This window comes from Alphaproteobacteria bacterium, from assembly GCA_005883305.1.
In the GTDB taxonomy this organism is placed as follows: domain Bacteria; phylum Pseudomonadota; class Alphaproteobacteria; order Sphingomonadales; family Sphingomonadaceae; genus Allosphingosinicella.
The window spans coordinates 1,680,140-1,694,854 of record VBAC01000001.1; the positions used below are offsets into that span (position 1 = coordinate 1,680,140).

Sequence of the window (14,715 nt, forward strand, 5' to 3'; positions counted from 1 at the left end):
TTCTTCTTCGCCCCTTTTCAGCGCCAGCCTGACACCCCTTCCCGCTTTCGCGGGAATGACGTTAGGGGGTGGAGATGGACTCCTTCGATCTCCTCGTCGTCGGCGGCGGAATCAACGGGGCGGCGATCGCCCGCGACGCGGCGGGGCGCGGGCTCGACGTGCTGCTGGTGGAGAAGGACGATCTCGCCGCCCACACCAGCTCCGCCTCGTCCAAGCTGATCCACGGCGGCCTTCGCTATCTCGAGCAATACGAGTTCCGCCTGGTGCGCGAATCCCTGCACGAGCGCGCCATCCTGCTTCGGACGGCGCCCCATATCGTCCGCCCGCTCAAGTTCGTCCTGCCCGATCCGCCGGGCGGCCGCCCCTTCTGGCTGCTGCGCCTCGGCCTGCTGCTCTACGATCTGCTGCGCGGCCGCGACGAGCTTCCCCGTTCGCGCCGTGAGACGGCAGCCGATCCCGCGCTTAAGCTCGGCTTCACGCGCGCTTTCTACTACGACGCGTGGGTCGACGATGCCCGCCTGGTGGTCCTCAACGCCCTCGACGCGGCCGAACGCGGCGCCGAGATCGCCGTCGGCACCGAGCTGATCTCGGCGCGCCGCGACCGCGAAACGTGGATCGCCCGGCTGTCGGACGGTCGCACCGTCACCGCGCGCACGATCGTCAACGCCGCCGGCCCCTGGGTCGCCGAAGTGCTCAACCAGCGCCTCGGCGCGCGAAGCGAAAGCCGGGTCCGTCTCGTCAAGGGAAGCCACATCCTCGTGCCCCGGCTGTGGCAGGGCGATCAGGCCTACATCCTCCAGAACGAAGCGGACGGGCGGGTGGTCTTCGCCTTGCCCTACGGCGAGAACAGCCTGATCGGCACCACCGACATTTCCGTCGCCACGCCCGGCGAGGCGGTCGCCTCGGCGGAGGAGATTGCCTATCTCTGCGCCGCCGCCAATGCCTATTTCGTCCGGCACACGTCGCCCGCCGACGTCATCTGGGCCTATGCAGGAGTCCGCTCGCTCTACGATGACGGGGCAAGCCGCCCAAAGGACATCACCCGGGACTATCATCTCGAGCTCGACCCGGCGCCCGGCGCGAAATTGCTCTCGGTCTTCGGCGGCAAGATCACCACCGCGCGCGCGCTGGCGATCGAGGCGCTCGACCGGCTCGGCGTCGGCGGCCTCAAGTTCACGACCAATTCGGCGTTGCCCGGCGGCAACGTCGGCGAGGGTTTCAACCGCCGCCTCTCGGAGCTTTCCGCCTGGCTCCCGGGCGACATCCTGCTCCGCCTCGCCCGCGCCTACGGCACCCGGATCGACGCGGTAATCGGCGAGGCCGAGGCGCTCACCGATCTCGGCCGTCATTTCGGCGCGGGCCTCTACGAAGCCGAGGTGCGCTATCTCATGGACACCGAATTCGCCCGAACCGCCGACGACATCCTCTGGCGCCGGACCAAGCTCGGCCTCGCCATGAGCCCCGCCGAACGGAAGGAATTGGCGGACTGGATCGGAACGCGGGCGAATTCGCGCCGTTGACCGCTCATGCGTAGAACCACCGGCTGGAAGCTCGATCCCGACCAGCGCACCGAGTTGCTGCTGCAATTTCCGCCTCGTTATCCGAACGCCGTGGCCGACCATGTCACGCTCGAAAGCGGCGTCGGCCCCGATGCGCCGCTGCCGGCCGAAGCCGACGCGGAGATCGTCGGCCGCGCCGACGACGGCTCGGGCGTCGAGGCGATGGTCGTGCGCCTGAACGGCGCCACCGACCGTCCCGACGGTTCCACCTACCACATCACCTGGTCGCTCGCGGAAGGCCGCCGCGCCAAGGAAAGCAACGACGTCATCGCCGCCGGGGGCTGGACGCCGATCGACCTCCCGATGCCGCTCCGCCTCGCACCGGCACGCTGGCCGTGACCCGCCGGCTCTATCTCGACTGCGACGGAGTGCTCGCCGACTTCGACAGGGGCGCGACGGCGATCCTCGGCCTGCCGCCGCGCGCCTACGAGGCGCGCCATGGCCTCGGCCGCTTCTGGCAGAAGTTGGCCTCCGCGCCGGACTTCTATTTCGGCCTGCCGCTGATGCCCGACGCGATGGAATTGTTCGACGCTGTCAGGCACCTCGACCCGATCATCCTGACCGGCCTTCCGCGCGGCAATTGGGCCGCGGACCAGAAAGTGCGCTGGGCGGCCGAATATTTCCCGGGAACGAAGATCATCACCACCATGGCCCGCGACAAGCGCGACCACGCGAAAGAGGGCGACGTCCTGGTCGACGACCAGCTCAGGCATGCCCACCTGTGGGAGGAGGTTGGAGGAATCTTCGTCCACCACAAGAGCGCGCGGCAGACGCTGAAGGCGCTCGCCCGCTACTTTCCGCTCCGCCAGCCGGCGACTCCGGAATGAAAAAGGCCGCCCCGAAGGACGGCCTTTCGCCCTTGCCGAGGGCCGAGGCCGCTTACGCCGCCTCGAACTCTTCCTCGCCCATCACCGGGCCCGAATCCTGGCCCTTGGCGGCGGGGTCGCGGTCGACCAGTTCGATGATCCCCATAGGCGCTGCGTCCGAGGCGCGGATGCCGGCCTTGAGCACGCGGGTGTAGCCGCCCTCGCGCTCCTGGTAGCGCTTGGCCAGCACGTCGAACAGCTTCACCAGCTGGGCGTCGTCGAGCAGGCGCGCATGGGCCAGACGGCGGTTGGAAAGGCCGCCCTTCTTGGCCAGCGTGATCAGCTTCTCGACATAGGGGCGAAGCTCCTTCGCCTTCGGCAAAGTCGTCGTGATCTGTTCGTGCTTGATCAACGCGGCGGCCATGTTGCGGAACATGGCGATACGGTGGCTGGAGGTGCGGCCGAGCTTGCGGCCGCCGACGCGATGGCGCATTTCAACTTCCTTCGTTCGTCCGGATGCCGTTTCAGGTACATCCGGCCAGGCCCTCGAACGGGGGAAGGCCCCAACCCCAAATGAAAAGAACGGGCGCCCGGCCCGTCCCCCTGCGCGCGGTCCTAGAGCGGATCGGGCCGCCCGAGTCAAGCCGCCGCGGTCGGGCCATCCGCGTGTAAACGCATGTTATTGCGACTCCGGGCCGATCGGCTAAGCTTCGGCCATGCCCTCCTACCAACTCTATCACATGGATCCTTATACCGGTCATATCGAACGGGCGGAGCAGCTGCACGCGTCCGACGACGTCGCCGCGGTCCATGCGCTTCAGCAGCAGGAGGAAATCTATCCGCGCGAGCTGTGGCGTTCCGGCCGCAAGGTCGCGCGCATCGACGCGCTGCCGGCGCGTCGGCAGCGGGCGATGGCCGAACTGAACCTTCACTCCTAAACTGCGTTAATCCATTGCTGGGCGCCCCGGTCCCGGGCAACGTCGCGCCCCGCGGGGCGGGTCCGCCGCGGCGGGCCCGCCTACGTTCTCCTTGATCGAGAGTCTCGGATTTTCCCTGGCCGGTCCTAACGCTTGCCCCGCTCCCCTTCTTTCTGGCACGCTGGTCAGCATCGCCAGCCCGCCGGACGAAGGGATTGCGCCTCCATGGATTTTGACCTTACGGAACGGCAGGCTTTTTACCGGGATCGCGTGCGCGACTTCATCGAGACTCGGATTCGGCCGCGCAATGGGGATTACAAATCGGGGCTCGCGAAGGGGGATCGCTGGCAGCCCATCCCGGTCATCGAGGAGCTGAAGCCGGTCGCTCGCGGCGAGGGCCTTTGGAACCTGTTCATGCCGCCGGGCCATGCATTGCCCCATGTCGACGAAAGCTTCCAGTTCGAGGGGACTCAGCTGACCAACCTCGAATATGCCTTGTGCGCCGAGGAGATGGGGCGGCTGGCGTGGTCGAGCGAGGTGTTCAACTGCTCGGCGCCGGACACCGGCAACATGGAGGTGCTCCACCGCTACGGAACGCGCGAGCAGAAGGAGGAGTGGCTCAGGCCGCTGATGAACGGCGAGATCCGATCGGCCTTCCTGATGACCGAACCGGCGGTCGCCTCGTCCGACGCGACCAACATCGAATGCGACATCGCCCGCGACGGCGACGACTATGTGATCAACGGCCGAAAATGGTGGTCCTCGGGCGCGGGCGATCCGCGCTGCAAGGTCGCCATCCTGATGGGGAAGACCGACCGATCGGCCGACAGGCACCGCCAGCAATCGATGATCCTCGTGCCGCTCGACGCGCCGGGCCTGACGGTCGAGCGGGCGCTCACCGTCTACGGCTTCGACGACGCGCCGCACGGCCATATGGAGATCGCTCTGAAGGACGTGCGGGTTCCGGCCACGAACCTTCTGCTGGGCGAAGGGCGCGGCTTCGAGATCGCGCAAGGGCGCCTGGGGCCGGGCCGAATCCACCATTGCATGCGCACGATCGGCGCGGCCGAGGAGGCGCTGAAGGCGATGGTCCTTCGGCTGCAGTCGCGCGTCGCCTTCGGCAAGAAGCTGATGGAGCATTCGATCTGGGAGCAGCGCGTGGCGCGGGCGCGGATCGACATCGACATGTCGCGGCTCTTGTGCCTCAAGGCCGCCGACCTGATGGACAAGGCCGGCAACAAGGCCGCCCAGGCCGAGATCGCGATGGTCAAGGTCCACGCGCCGCAAATGGCGCTGAGGATCATCGACGACGCGGTGCAGGCGCATGGCGGCGCGGGGGTGAGCCAGGATTTCGGGCTGGCGGCGAGCTGGGCGGGGATAAGGACGCTGCGGCTCGCCGACGGGCCGGACGAGGTGCACAATAGGGCCATCGCGCGGCTGGAGTTCGCCAAGCATGCGCCGGCGGGCTGAAGCGGTGGCCGCAAACAAAAACCGTTCGTGTCGAGCGAAGTCGAGACACCCTTTCGAGCGCAGCCGAGAAATGAGCCTCGGCTTCGCTCGGCGGGGTCCCTCGACTTCGCTCGGGACGAACGGACTTGGGAACCGCGTTCCTGCCAACTGGAGACATGCATGACTGCTCTCTTCGATCTCACCGGCAAGGTCGCGATCGTCACCGGATCGTCGCGCGGCATCGGGCGGGCGATTGCCGAGGCGCTGGCCGATCATGGTGCGAAGGTGGTGATCTCAAGCCGCAAGGCCGAGGCGTGCCAGGAGGCCGCCGACGGGATCAACGCGCGGCATCCCGGCGCGGCGATCGTCGTCCCGGCGAACATCTCCTCGAAGGAGCAGCTTCAGAACCTCGTCGACGAGACCCGCCGCCAGCTCGGGCGGATCGACGTGCTGGTCTGCAACGCCGCGTCCAACCCCTATTACGGACCGATGGCGGGGATCAGCGACGAGCAGTTCCGCAAGATCCTGGACAACAACGTCATCGCCAACCACTGGCTGATCCAGATGGCCGTGCCGGAAATGCTCGAGCGCGGCGAGGGCTCGATCGTCATCGTCAGCTCGATCGGGGGCCTGAAAGGCTCGCCGGTGATCGGCGCCTACAACATCTCCAAGGCCGCCGATTTCCAGCTCGCCCGCAACCTCGCCCAGGAATTCGGGCCTCGGCAGGTGCGGGTGAACTGCATCGCGCCGGGGCTGGTGCGGACCGATTTCGCCCGGGCGCTGTGGGAAAATCCCGACACGCTGAAGATGGTCACCGCGCACACGCCGCTGCAGCGGATCGGCGAGCCGCACGAGATCGCCGGCGCCGCCGTGTTCCTCGCCTCGCCGGCCTCGACCTTCATGACCGGGCAGGCGATCGTGGTGGACGGGGGGAGCACGGTGGGAGTGGGACTGTGACTCCCCTCCACGTCATCCCCGCGAAAGCGGGGATCCAGCTTCTCTTTCGGAGGCCGGGTAGAGAAGGCAGCTGGATTCCCGCTTTCGCGGGAATGACGGAGAAGAGCGAATGAGACTCCAAAACAAGGTCGCGATCGTCACCGGCGCCGCGTCGGGGATCGGCAGGGCGACCGCGGCGCGGTTTCGCGAGGAGGGGGCGATCGTGATCGCCGCCGATGTCGCCGCGTCCGAAGGGGTGGTCGCCGCCGATGCGGGGCGGGACGAGGACGTGCGCGGGCTTGTCGAGCTCGCTTGCCGAGAACATGGCGGCCTCGACATCTTCTTCGCCAATGCCGGCATTTCGGGCGGGCTCGCCTCGCTGTTCGAGCAGGAGGTGGCGGACTGGGAGGAGATTCTCCGAGTCAATTTGATCGGGCCGTGGCTGGCGGTGAAGCATGGCGCGCCGGCGATGAAGGAGCGCGGCGCGGGCTCGATCATCTGCACCGCCAGCGTCGCCGGGCTTCGCGCCGGCGCCGGGGGCCCGGCCTATTCCGCGTCCAAGGCGGGGGTGATCCAGCTCGTCAGGGTCGCCGCGACCCAGTTGTGCGGCGCCAACATCCGGGTCAACGCGATCTGCCCGGGCCTGATCGAAACCGGCATGACCAGGGGGCTGTACGACATGGCGCGCTCGGCCGGAAAGGAGGACCAGATCGGCCATTTGAACCCGCTGAAGCGCGGCGGCGTGCCGATCGAGATCGCCAACGCGGCCTTGTTCCTCGCATCGGACGAGGCGAGCTACGTCAACGGCCACGCTTTGGTCGTCGACGGCGGCCTTTCCTGCTCCCACCCCTTCTACCGCCAGGATTACGGCCGGACCTCGTTCTAGGGAACTGACGCATGCCCGAAGCCTATATCGTCAGCGCGGCGCGCACCGCCGGGGGCCGCAAGGGCGGGCGGCTCGCCGGCGTTCACCCGGTTGACCTCGCCGCGATCGCGCTCGACGCGGCGGCGGAGCGCTCCGGCATCGACCCCGCGGCGATCGACGACGTGATCATGGGCTGCGTGACCCAGGCGGGCGAGCAATCGCTCCACGTCGGGCGCAACGCGGTGCTGGCGTCCAGGCTGCTGCCTCAGAGCGTTCCGGCGGCGACCATCGACCGCCAGTGCGGCTCCTCGCAACAGGCGATCCACTTCGCGGCGCAGGCGGTGATGAGCGGAACTCAGGACGTGGTGATCGCCGCCGGGGTCGAGAGCATGACTCGCGCGCCGATGGGCCTGTCGGTGGTCGCCGACAAGGGCTTCAACCCGTTCCCGCCGAGCGTCACCGGCAAATACGGCGTGCCGATGTTCAGCCAGTTCATGGGCGCCGAGATGATCGCCCGCAAATATGGATATTCACGCGAAAAGCTGGATGAATATGCGCTGCGAAGCCACCAGCGCGCCAAGGCCGCGACCGAGGCGGGGGCGTTCGGCGCGGAGATCGTGCCGGTGACGCTCGACGACGGCACGGTCCATTCGGTCGACGAGGGCATCCGCTTCGACGCCAGCATCGAGGGGATCGCGGCGGTCAAATTGCTCAAGGAGGACGGGGCGATCAGCGCCGCCTCGGCCAGCCAGATCTGCGACGGATCGGCGGCGGTGATGATCGTCTCCGAAGCCGCGCTGAAGGCGCACGGCCTGACCCCGCTGGCGCGGATCCACAACCTCACCGTCACCGCCGGCGATCCCGTCATCATGCTCGAAGAGCCGCTCTTCGCCACCGACCGGGCGCTGAGGCGGGCCGGCATGACCATCGCCGACATCGACCTTTACGAGGTCAACGAGGCCTTCGCCCCGGTGCCGCTCGCCTGGCTCGGCCATGTCGGCGCGGACGCGGAGCGGCTCAACGTCAACGGCGGGGCGATCGCACTCGGCCATCCGCTCGGCGCCTCCGGGGCGAAGCTGATGACCACGCTCGTCCACGCGCTGCGCGCACGGGGGCTGCGCTACGGGCTGCAAACGATGTGCGAGGGCGGCGGAATCGCCAACGTGACGATCGTCGAGGCGCTCTAGGCGCCCAGCCGCTCCGCGTGCCAGCGCAGGTGCTCCGCCATGAAGGTCGAGATGAAATAATAGCTGTGGTCGTAGCCCGGCTGCATCCGAAGGGTCAGCGGGATGCCGGCCTTGGCGCAGGCCGCCTCGAGAAGCTCCGGCCGCAACTGCTCGGCGAGGAAGTTGTCGGCCCCGCCCTGATCGACCAGCAGCTCGGCTATGCGCGCCCCGTCCTCGATCAGCGCGACCGCGTCGTGCTTGCGCCAGGCACTGCGATCGTCCCCGAGATAGCGGCCGAGCGCTTTCTCTCCCCACGGCACCTGTGACGGCGCGACGATCGGCGCGAAAGCGGAGACGCTGCGGTAGGTTCCGGGGTTGCGCAGACTAAGCGTCAGCGCGCCGTGGCCACCCATCGAGTGGCCCATGATCCCCTGCCGGACCATGTCGGCCGGGAAAATCTCCGCGACGAGATCGGGCAGCTCAGTGGTGACGTAGGAATACATACGATAATTGGCGGCATAGGGCGCCTGAGTCGCATCGACGTAGAACCCGGCGCCCTGCCCGAAATCATAGGCCTCGTCGTCGGGCACGCCCTCCCCGCGCGGCGAGGTGTCGGGCGCGACGAAGATCAGGCCGAGCTCGGCGCACGCCGCGCGATATTCGCCCTTTTCGGTGACGTTGGCATGGGTGCAGGTGAGGCCGGAGAGATACCAGACCACCGGGCAGGGCGCGGTCTCGGCCCGGGGCGGCAGATAGACCGAGAAGGTCATGTCCGTGCCGGTCGCGGTGGACGGGTGGCGGTAGACGCCCTGAATGCCCCCGAAGGCGCGGGCTTGCGACAGCGTCTCGATCACGAGGCGCCGCCGCCCGCCGCGATCAATGGCCGAAGATCAGCCAGAGAAGGATGATGACCGGGATCGGCACGCCGATCAGCCACAACAATAGTCCTTTTCCCATCTTCTATGCTCCGCGATCGTTCGTCACGGGGGCAGAACGAGGGGTTCGGCGAGCGGTTCCTCACGAGGGTGTCGGGCGATGGAGCGCGCAGAGCTTGTTGCCGTCCGGATCGCGCAGATAGGCGAGGTAGAGCGACCCGAACGCGCCGCTGCGCAGCCCCGGCGGGTCCTCGATCGCCGTGCCGCCGCCGGCGAGCCCGCGCGCGTGCCAGGCATCAACCTCCTCCGGGCTGTCATAGGCGAAGCCGATCGTCGCGCCATTGGCATGGCAAGCGGGTTCGCCGTCGATCGGCCTGGTGGCCATGAACACCGCGCCCCGGCGGCCGTAGCTGAGCCGCCCCTTGTCGTCGGGCCTAGCGTCCTTCTCGAACAAGGCGTCGTAGAAGCGCTTCGAGCGGCCCAAATCGTTCGATCCGACCATCATGTGGCTGAACATGGTGTTGCCTCCTCAGTAAATGACGACGCTGCGGATGCTCTCGCCCGCGTGCATCAGGTCGAAGCCCTTGTTGATCTCTTCCAGCGTCAAAACGTGGGTAATCATCGGGTCGATCGCGATCTTGCCCGACATATACCAGTCGACGATCTTCGGAACGTCGGTTCGCCCCCTGGCGCCGCCGAACGCCGTGCCGCGCCAGCTGCGCCCGGTGATCAGCTGGAACGGCCGCGTCGCGATCTCCTTGCCCGATTCCGCGACTCCGATAACGACCGACGTGCCCCAGCCGCGATGGCAGGCCTCCAATGCGGTGCGCATCACCTCGGTATTGCCGGTCGCGTCGAACGTATAATCGGCGCCGCCGTCGGTCAAAGCGAGGATCTCGGCGATCACTTCGTCGCGAGACTTGCCGCGGCCGTCGATGAAGTCGGTCATTCCGAACCTGCGGCCCCATTCCTCGCGGTCCGGGTTGATGTCGACGCCGACGATCGGCCCCGCCCCCGCCAGCCTCGCGCCCTGGATCACGTTGAGCCCGATCCCGCCGAGCCCGAACACGACGACGCTCGCGCCGGGCTCGACCTTGGCCGTGTTGACCACCGCGCCGACCCCGGTCGTCACCCCGCAGCCGATATAGCAGCTGGTCTTGAACGGCGCGTCCTCGCGGATCTTCGCCACGGCGATCTCCGGCAGGACGGTGAAGTTCGAGAAGGTCGAGCAGCCCATATAATGGTGGATCGCCCGGCCCTTGTAGGAGAAGCGGCTCGTCCCGTCGGGCATCACGCCTTTCCCCTGCGTGGCGCGGATCGCGGTGCACAGGTTGGTCTTGCCCGAGAGGCAGCTTTTGCATTGCCGGCATTCGGGGATGTAGAGCGGGATGACATGGTCGCCGGGCGCCACGCTCGTCACCCCCGCGCCGACCTCGCGAACGATCCCCGCGCCCTCGTGCCCCAGGATCGAGGGGAACAGCCCCTCGCTGTCGAGCCCGTCCAGCGTATAGGCGTCGGTATGGCAGATGCCCGTGGCCATGATCTCGACCAGCACCTCGCCGGCCTTCGGCCCTTCGAGGTCGACCTCGACGATCTCCAGCGGCTTCCTGGCCTCGAAGGCGATGGCGGCGCGGGTCTTCATCGGAACTCGTCTCCTCGGCTGGCCGGGCTTCCGGCTGGAGCCTCATTCACGCCCTAGGTCGAACGCCCGGCGCCGAACAGGTGGATGTGCAGGCGATCGGAATAGCTGAAGCCCGCCGCCATCACCGAGTCAATCAACGAGGCGCCGCGCGCGGTCAATTCCGCGCTGGTCGTGCCCTCGGGCATGACGAACACCCGGCCTGGCGGCAGGCCGATGTCCGCGGCGAGGGCCCGAACCGTTTCCACGTCCTCCGGCCCGCGCGCGACGAACTTGAATATCGCAGCCGGCAGCGCCGCCAGCGCGGCGAGCGTCCGCCGCCGGAGCGCCGCCTTGGGCTCGTTGCCGGAGTGGCCGAGCTTCGGGGAGACCACGAACAGGTCGACGAGCCGTGCCAGGCGGGCGCCGGGCACGATCGTTCCGTTGGTCTCGATCTCGATCGCAAGGCCCGGCTTGCGCGCGCTGAGCGCCTCGGCCAGCGCGATCAGTTCTTCCATCTGGATGAGGGGCTCGCCGCCGGTGACGACGATTCCGGGCGCCGGCAGAGCGAGGATTCGCTCGGCGACCTCCTCGAGAGGCAACCGAATCGTCTCCGCCGCGGGATCGAACTTGTGGGGAACGCCTTCGCGGTCGCGATCGTGCGGCCAAGGCGTGCCGTTCCAGTTCCACGTATAGGGCGTGTCGCACCAGGTGCAGCGCAGGTTGCAGCCGGCCAGCCGGACAAAGGTCCGCAGCCGGCCCGTTCGAGGCCCCTCGCCCTGCACCGAGCGAAAGATCTCCGGTTTCCCGGGCGCTTCGCACGCCAGCCAGAGCGAGGTCACGACAGGAAGCGCCTGATCCACTCGCCGACCCGCGCATTGTCGTTGGGCGAGTCCAAAGTGGCGATCGCGGCTTCGGGATCGGGCGTGCGGTCGTAGCGCTCGGCGATCAGCGCCTTGGCGAAAGCGGGGTCGAACTCCGGGTGGAACTGGAAGGAGATGGACGGGCCGTCGCTCCAGGCGAGCCCGGCATAAGGCGTGAAGACCGACGAGGCGATCACCTCGGCCCGCGGGGGCTGCTCGACCACCTGGTCCTGGTGCGAGGCGGGGACCGAGACGAGCGGGACAGTGTCCATCCACGGCTCGTGGCGGACGATCGGATAGCTCTGGAGCCCGACGCCCCAGCCCTTGGCCGATTTCTCGACCCGCCCGCCCAGCGCCTCGGCCATGATCTGGTGGCCGAAGCAGATGCCGACGAGCTTCGCCCGCTTGTGCGCGGCGCGAAGGAAGGTCTTGAGCGGCGCGATCCACGGCAGATCGTCATAGACGCCGGCCGGCGAGCCCGTGACGAGATAAGCGCCGTGCCGGCCGACGTCGGGAGGCAGGGCGCCGGCGGCGACGTCGTAGCTCGTCGCCTTCATGCCGAGCAGATCCTCGAACATCGCCGGATAGCGCCCGAACCGCTCTTCCAGCGGCCCCGGCGGGGTTCCTGTTTCGAGGATGGCGAGGTTCATGGCCGGGAGCTTAGCTATTGAGTCACCCCGGCGAAAGCCGGGGCCATGGACCGAAGCGCATGATGTATGGCGACGACGCATTCGCCTCACCCTCAAGCACCAGTGTTCATGGGTCCCGGCTTTCGCCGGGATGACTCCCACGTTCCTTCAGACCTTCCCCCGCCCCGCCCGCTTCGCCAACGTCCTCAGCCTCAGCGCGTTCAGCCTTATGAACCCCGCGGCGTCGCGGTGGTCGTAGCCGCTCAGGCCTTCCTCGAAGGTCACCAGATCCTGGTCGTAAAGCGACAGCGGGCTCTCCCGGCCGATGACGGTGGCGTTACCCTTGTAAAGCTTCATCCGCACCGTTCCCGAGACATGCTCCTGGCTCCTGTCGATCAGCGCCTGGAGCATCTCGCGCTCGGGGGCGAACCAGAAGCCGTTGTAGATCAGCTCGGCGTAGCGCGGCATGATCGAATCCTTGAGGTGCATCGCTCCGCCGTCGAGCGTGATGCTCTCGATCCCGCGATGGGCGGCGAGCAGGATGGTGCCGCCGGGAGTCTCGTAGACTCCGCGCGACTTCATTCCGACAAAGCGGTTCTCGACCAGATCGAGCCGGCCGATGCCGTTGTCGTGGCCGAGCCGGTTGAGCTCGGTCAGCAAAGCCGCGGGCGACAGCCGCTCGCCGTCGATGGCGACCGGATCGCCCTTCTCGAACGCGATGGTGACGATCGTGGGCTTATCCGGCGCGTCCTCGGGCGAGATGGTGCGCTGGTGGACATATTCGGGCGCCTCGACCGCCGGGTCCTCGAGCACTTTTCCTTCCGAGGAGGAGTGGAGGAGGTTGGCGTCGACCGAGAAAGGGGATTCTCCGCGCTTGTCCTTGGCGATCGGAATCTGGTGCTTCTCGGCGAAGTCGATCAGCTGCTCGCGGCTGGCGAATTCCCATTCGCGCCAGGGGGCGATGACCCGGATGTCGGGCTCCAGAGCGTAATAGCCGAGCTCGAAGCGGACCTGGTCGTTGCCCTTGCCGGTGGCGCCGTGGCAGACCGCGTCGGCGCCGACTTGCCTCGCGATCTCGATCTGGCGCTTGGCGATCAGCGGCCGGGCGATCGAGGTGCCGAGCAGATAGTCGCCCTCATAGACCGTGTTCGCCCGGAACATCGGGAAGACGTAGTCGCGGACGAACTCCTCCCTGAGATCGTCGATGAAGATGTTCTGAGGCTTGATCCCGAGCAGCTCGGCTTTGCGCCGCGCAGGCTCGACCTCCTCTCCCTGCCCGAGATCGGCGGTGAAGGTGACGACCTCCGCGCCATATTCGGTCTGAAGCCATTTGAGGATGATCGAGGTATCGAGCCCGCCCGAATAAGCGAGGACGACCTTTTTGGGTTTATCGGTCATTTGAAATCCTTAGCAGACGCCGCCTTTGTTCCCCGGCGAAGGCCGGGGTCCAGGGCTGGGGCCCTCCTGGGCCCCGGCCTTCGCCGGGGAGCAAAAAAAGGTGCCAGTCACGCATAGCTGACCTTCTGCCCCATCATCCGCTTGAAGCGGGTGAGGATCGCGTGGGCGTTGACCTGGTCGCGGCAGCAGACGAACATCGTGTCGTCGCCCGAGACGGTGCCGGCGATCTCGGGCATCGCCGCCTGATCGATCGCCGAGGCGACGAGATGGGCGGAGCCGGGCGGAGTCTTGATGACGATCAGCTGGCCGGCCACCTCCATTCCGGTCACCCATTCGGCGAGGATCCGCTGGAGGCGGTCGGTGCCCCAGTCCGCCGCGCCGATCTGGTCGGGCAGAGCGTAGGAGAGCACGCCGCCCCTCTTCACCTTGATCGCGCCGATCTGGTCGAGGTCGCGCGAGACCGTCGCCTGAGTGACGTCGAAGCCGAACGAGCGAAGACGCTCGGTCACCTCCTCCTGGCTGGCGAGCGCGTCGGCGCGGATGAGGTCGGCGAGCGTGCGCAGGCGGCGCGAGCGGGTGTCGGTCATGGACGTGCTCCCCGCATCCCCCTCGGAGTCACCCCGGCGAAAGCCGGGGCCCATGAACCGAAGACTATAAAGGTTGGCGACGTCGTCATCGCATTCCCTCGATCGCCATGTTCATGGGTCCCGGCTTTCGCCGGGATGACTCATTGGGAAACATCACCGAACCCCCGCCAGCCAGGCGAGCGCGCCGCGGGCGGTGTGCATTCGGTTTTCGGCCTGGCGCCAGACCGCGCTCTTCGGACCTTCCATCACCTCGTCGGTGACCTCCTCGCCGCGGCGGGCCGGCAGGCAGTGGAGGAACCAGGCGTCGCTCGATCTGGCCATCAGCGCGGCATCGACCTGATAGGCGGCGAGGGCCTTGCGCCGGGCGTCGGCTTCGGAATCCTGCCCCATCGAGACCCAGACGTCGGTGTAGACGATCTGGGCGCGGGCGACGGCCTCGGCCGGATCGACCACCCGGCGAACGCCGTAAGGCGCATCCTTCAGCGCATAAGCGGCCGGGCTGGCGAGGGTCAGTTCGGCTCCCACCGCGACACAGGCCTGGGCGAGGGAGCGGGCCACATTGTTGTCGGCGTCGCCGACATAGGCGATCCGCGCCCCTTCGAGCCGGCCGAGCAACTGCTTGACCGTGAGCAGGTCGGCGAAGGCCTGGAGCGGATGATCGCTGTCGGAGAGCAGGTTGAGCACCGGAGTTTCGACCGCGTCGGCCATCGCGGTGAGATCGCGATGGTCCATCACCCGCGCGGCGATGACCGAATGGTAGCAGGCGAGCGTACGCGCCACGTCCTCGGCGCTCTCGCGGGTGCCGAGGCCGACCTCGTCCTTCTGGATGTAGACGGGGTGGGCGCCGAGCTGGACGCACGCCATCTCCATCGAGTTGCGGGTCCGCGCCGAGGGCTTCTGGAAGACCAAAGCGACGCCCTTGCCGGCGAGCGGCGCGCCGAGATCGTCGCGCTCGGACAGAGCGAGGATCTCCGCCAGCGCGCCGTCGGGCAGGCCGGCGATGGTCAGCAGGTCGGTCATCGGGCGGTCTCCCCAAACGGAGATGAA

At 67.7% G+C, this 14,715-nt stretch carries 18 protein-coding genes; 8 read left to right on the forward strand and 10 right to left on the reverse strand.

Going from position 1 to position 14,715, the window contains the following annotated elements; translation table 11 throughout:
* Positions 1-74 precede the first annotated feature (74 nt).
* Genes E6G92_08430 through E6G92_08440 form a run of 3 tightly spaced genes read left to right on the forward strand, consistent with a single transcriptional unit; the run spans position 75 to position 2,386 of the window.
* A complete protein-coding gene (locus tag E6G92_08430) occupies positions 75-1,520 on the forward strand; it encodes a glycerol-3-phosphate dehydrogenase (GenBank protein TMJ19783.1) in 1,446 nt (481 codons plus the stop codon).
* Positions 1,521-1,526: 6 nt separating this feature from the next.
* Entirely contained in the window at positions 1,527-1,898 is a 372-nt protein-coding gene (locus tag E6G92_08435; GenBank protein TMJ19784.1) for a hypothetical protein, read from the forward strand.
* The gene (locus E6G92_08440) at positions 1,895-2,386 is read left to right on the forward strand and encodes a hypothetical protein (GenBank protein ID TMJ19785.1); all 492 of its coding nucleotides are present in this window, start codon (positions 1,895-1,897) and stop codon (positions 2,384-2,386) included. Before E6G92_08435 ends, E6G92_08440 begins: the two co-directional genes overlap by 4 nt.
* 52 nt (positions 2,387-2,438) lie before the next feature.
* Here the strand turns inward: E6G92_08440 and E6G92_08445 are convergent, their stop codons facing one another.
* Positions 2,439-2,858 carry a 50S ribosomal protein L17 gene (locus E6G92_08445; protein ID TMJ19786.1) on the reverse strand — a complete coding sequence of 140 codons (420 nt, stop codon included), beginning with the start codon at positions 2,856-2,858 and terminating at the stop codon, positions 2,439-2,441.
* Between the two features lie 223 nt (positions 2,859-3,081).
* On the opposite strand from E6G92_08445, the gene E6G92_08450 reads away from it, so the two are divergent.
* The 3 genes from E6G92_08450 (at position 3,082) to E6G92_08460 (ending at position 5,688) form a co-directional block, all read left to right on the forward strand.
* A complete protein-coding gene (locus E6G92_08450; protein ID TMJ19787.1) occupies positions 3,082-3,303 on the forward strand; it encodes a hypothetical protein in 222 nt (73 codons plus the stop codon).
* 204 nt (positions 3,304-3,507) lie between these two features.
* The gene (locus E6G92_08455; GenBank protein ID TMJ19788.1) at positions 3,508-4,752 is read left to right on the forward strand and encodes an acyl-CoA dehydrogenase; all 1,245 of its coding nucleotides are present in this window, start codon (positions 3,508-3,510) and stop codon (positions 4,750-4,752) included.
* 159 nt (positions 4,753-4,911) lie between these two features.
* Positions 4,912-5,688 carry an SDR family oxidoreductase gene (locus E6G92_08460; GenBank protein TMJ19789.1) on the forward strand — a complete coding sequence of 259 codons (777 nt, stop codon included), beginning with the start codon at positions 4,912-4,914 and terminating at the stop codon, positions 5,686-5,688.
* On the opposite strand, the gene E6G92_08465 is transcribed toward E6G92_08460, so the two are convergent.
* Positions 5,630-5,809: a hypothetical protein gene (locus tag E6G92_08465; GenBank protein ID TMJ19790.1), complete on the reverse strand. Its 180-nt coding sequence runs from the start codon at positions 5,807-5,809 to the stop codon at positions 5,630-5,632. The two genes, E6G92_08460 and E6G92_08465, sit on opposite strands and share 59 nt — an antisense overlap.
* Between E6G92_08465 and E6G92_08470 the strand changes: the two genes are divergently transcribed.
* Both E6G92_08470 and E6G92_08475 read left to right on the forward strand, forming a co-directional pair.
* Positions 5,798-6,553 carry an SDR family oxidoreductase gene (locus tag E6G92_08470; protein TMJ19791.1) on the forward strand — a complete coding sequence of 252 codons (756 nt, stop codon included), beginning with the start codon at positions 5,798-5,800 and terminating at the stop codon, positions 6,551-6,553. The two genes, E6G92_08465 and E6G92_08470, sit on opposite strands and share 12 nt — an antisense overlap.
* Positions 6,554-6,564: 11 nt before the next feature.
* Positions 6,565-7,719, forward strand: coding sequence for an acetyl-CoA C-acyltransferase (locus tag E6G92_08475; GenBank protein ID TMJ19792.1), 1,155 nt, complete (start codon positions 6,565-6,567; stop codon positions 7,717-7,719).
* Here E6G92_08475 and fghA read toward each other — a convergent pair.
* From fghA to argF, 8 genes are all read right to left on the reverse strand, one after another.
* Positions 7,716-8,549: an S-formylglutathione hydrolase gene (gene fghA / locus E6G92_08480; protein TMJ20761.1), complete on the reverse strand. Its 834-nt coding sequence runs from the start codon at positions 8,547-8,549 to the stop codon at positions 7,716-7,718. The genes E6G92_08475 and fghA overlap by 4 nt on opposite strands.
* A 166-nt stretch (positions 8,550-8,715) precedes the next feature.
* The gene (locus E6G92_08485) at positions 8,716-9,090 is read right to left on the reverse strand and encodes a VOC family protein (GenBank protein TMJ19793.1); all 375 of its coding nucleotides are present in this window, start codon (positions 9,088-9,090) and stop codon (positions 8,716-8,718) included.
* A gap of 12 nt (positions 9,091-9,102) precedes the next feature.
* Positions 9,103-10,215 (reverse strand): S-(hydroxymethyl)glutathione dehydrogenase/class III alcohol dehydrogenase, encoded by a 1,113-nt coding sequence (locus E6G92_08490; protein ID TMJ19794.1) that lies wholly within the window; start codon positions 10,213-10,215, stop codon positions 9,103-9,105.
* A 53-nt stretch (positions 10,216-10,268) separates the two neighbouring features.
* On the reverse strand, positions 10,269-11,054 hold the full coding sequence (locus E6G92_08495) for a 7-carboxy-7-deazaguanine synthase QueE (protein TMJ19795.1): 786 nt from the start codon (positions 11,052-11,054) through the stop codon (positions 10,269-10,271).
* Positions 11,030-11,704: a type 1 glutamine amidotransferase gene (locus E6G92_08500; GenBank protein TMJ19796.1), complete on the reverse strand. Its 675-nt coding sequence runs from the start codon at positions 11,702-11,704 to the stop codon at positions 11,030-11,032. Before E6G92_08500 ends, E6G92_08495 begins: the two co-directional genes overlap by 25 nt.
* A gap of 147 nt (positions 11,705-11,851) precedes the next feature.
* Entirely contained in the window at positions 11,852-13,081 is a 1,230-nt protein-coding gene (locus tag E6G92_08505) for an argininosuccinate synthase (protein TMJ19797.1), read from the reverse strand.
* 107 nt (positions 13,082-13,188) lie between these two features.
* Positions 13,189-13,722, reverse strand: a complete 534-nt coding sequence (gene argR, locus E6G92_08510; GenBank protein ID TMJ19798.1) for an arginine repressor — start codon at positions 13,720-13,722, stop codon at positions 13,189-13,191.
* A 99-nt stretch (positions 13,723-13,821) separates the two neighbouring features.
* Positions 13,822-14,688 (reverse strand): ornithine carbamoyltransferase, encoded by an 867-nt coding sequence (gene argF / locus E6G92_08515; protein TMJ19799.1) that lies wholly within the window; start codon positions 14,686-14,688, stop codon positions 13,822-13,824.
* Positions 14,689-14,715 lie beyond the last annotated feature (27 nt).